This is a genomic window from Phenylobacterium sp., from assembly GCF_030697925.1.
GTDB lineage: Bacteria > Pseudomonadota > Alphaproteobacteria > Caulobacterales > Caulobacteraceae > Phenylobacterium.
In genome coordinates, this window is record NZ_JAUYOJ010000010.1 from 1 (window position 1) to 1,551 (window position 1,551).

General features: G+C 73.0%; 1 protein-coding gene and 1 pseudogene. Both read left to right on the forward strand.

All coding sequences use genetic code 11. The features are described 5' to 3' along the window. Positions 1 to 216, forward strand: a pseudogene (locus Q8Q88_RS01355) (transporter); the annotation flags it as partial. Continuing rightward, positions 213 to 1,496, forward strand: a complete 1,284-nt coding sequence (locus Q8Q88_RS01360; RefSeq protein ID WP_305673403.1) for an efflux RND transporter periplasmic adaptor subunit — start codon at positions 213 to 215, stop codon at positions 1,494 to 1,496. The pseudogene Q8Q88_RS01355 and the gene Q8Q88_RS01360, both read left to right, overlap by 4 nt. Positions 1,497 to 1,551 lie beyond the last annotated feature (55 nt).

The following is a 1,551-nucleotide window of genomic DNA, read 5'->3' on the forward strand; positions in this document are numbered from 1 at the left end:
CGGCTGATGCGCGCCCGAACCACGCTGGAGCCGCTCGCCGCCCGCAAGGCGCAGCTCGAGACCGCGAGCTACGCCGCCGGGACCGCCGACCTGTCCGAGGTGCTGGGCGCATTCCTGGCGCTGGCCGAAACCAAGATCGACGTCCTCGACCGTGAGGCCGACGTCCAGCGCGACGCCGTCCGCATCGTCCTGACCTACGGAAGCGACGCCCCATGACCCGCGCCCAACTCGCCCTTTCGGCCGCCGCCACCGCCGTCCTGGCCGCAACAGGCGGCTATGGTCTGGCCCAACTCGGCAAGCCGTCGCCGCAGACCGCAGCGCCCGCCGCATCGAGCGAGCGCAGGGTGCTCTATTGGTACGACCCGATGGTCCCAGCCCAGCACTTCGACAGGCCGGGCAAGTCGCCGTTCATGGATATGCAGCTCCAGCCGCGCTACGCCGACGAAGGTCCAGCCGGCGAGAGCGGCGTGCGGATCGATCCGGACGCCGTCCAGAACCTCGGCGTTCGGCTGGCCAGCGCCCAGCGCGGTGACTTCGCCCAGAGCCTCGACGCGACCGGCGTCCTCGACTTCAACCAGCGCGACGTCGCCATCGTCCAGGCCAAGGCCGCCGGCTTCGTGCAGCGGGTCTATGCCCGGGCGCCCGGCGACGTGGTCGCCGCCGGCGCACCGATCGCCGATCTTCTGGTTCCGTCGTGGGGCGGGGCCCAGGCCGAATACCTGGCCGTGCGCCGATCCGGCGATGCGGCCCTGGAGGCGGCGGCCCGGCAGCGGCTGACGCTGCTCGGCATGCCCGCGGGCCTGATCGACCAGGTCGCGCGGTCGGGGCGGACCCGCAACGTCGTCACCGTCACGACGCCGGTGGGCGGCGCGATCCAGACCCTGGATGTGCGCCAAGGGATGACCGTGAGCATGGGCCAGACCCTAGCCCAGGTCGCGGGTCTCGCGACCGTCTGGCTCAACGCCGCCGTGCCCGAGGCGCAGGGCGGCCAGGTCCGCGTCGGGCAGCCCGTCCGCGCGGAACTCGCCGCCTTTCCGGGCGAGAGCTTCAACGGCCGCGTGACCGCCATCCTGCCGACCACCCAGGCCGACAGCCGCACGCTCACCGTCCGGGTCGAGCTCGCCAACCCCGGTGGCCGGCTCAAGCCCGGCATGTTCGCCACGGTCCACCTGGGCGGTACGGCCCGGCCGGCTCTGTTCGTGCCGTCAGAGGCGGTGATCCGCACCGGCAAGCGGGCCCTGGTCATGGTCGCCGGCGACAAGGGCCGCTTCCAGCCGGTCGAGGTCCAGCTGGGCCGCGAGGATGATGGACGGACCGAGATCCTGGCCGGTCTGAACGAAGGCCAGAAGATCGTCGCCTCCGGGCAGTTCCTGATCGACTCGGAAGCCAGCCTCGCCGGCGTCCAGGCCAGGCCGCTCGCTGCCGGCGCATCCGCCGCGCCGGCCAAGGCCGCGTCCGCCCTCTACGAGAGCCGCGGCCGGATCGCGGCGCTGTAGGCCGGATCGATCACCCGGTCCCACGAGCCGGTTGCGGCCATCGGCTGGCCGGCCA

Bases quoted from the DNA above. Each gene is read 5' to 3' on its own strand.
- Q8Q88_RS01360 (WP_305673403.1), top strand. From the start codon at position 213: ATGACCCGCGCCCAACTCGCCCTTTCGGCCGCCGCCACCGCCGTCCTG.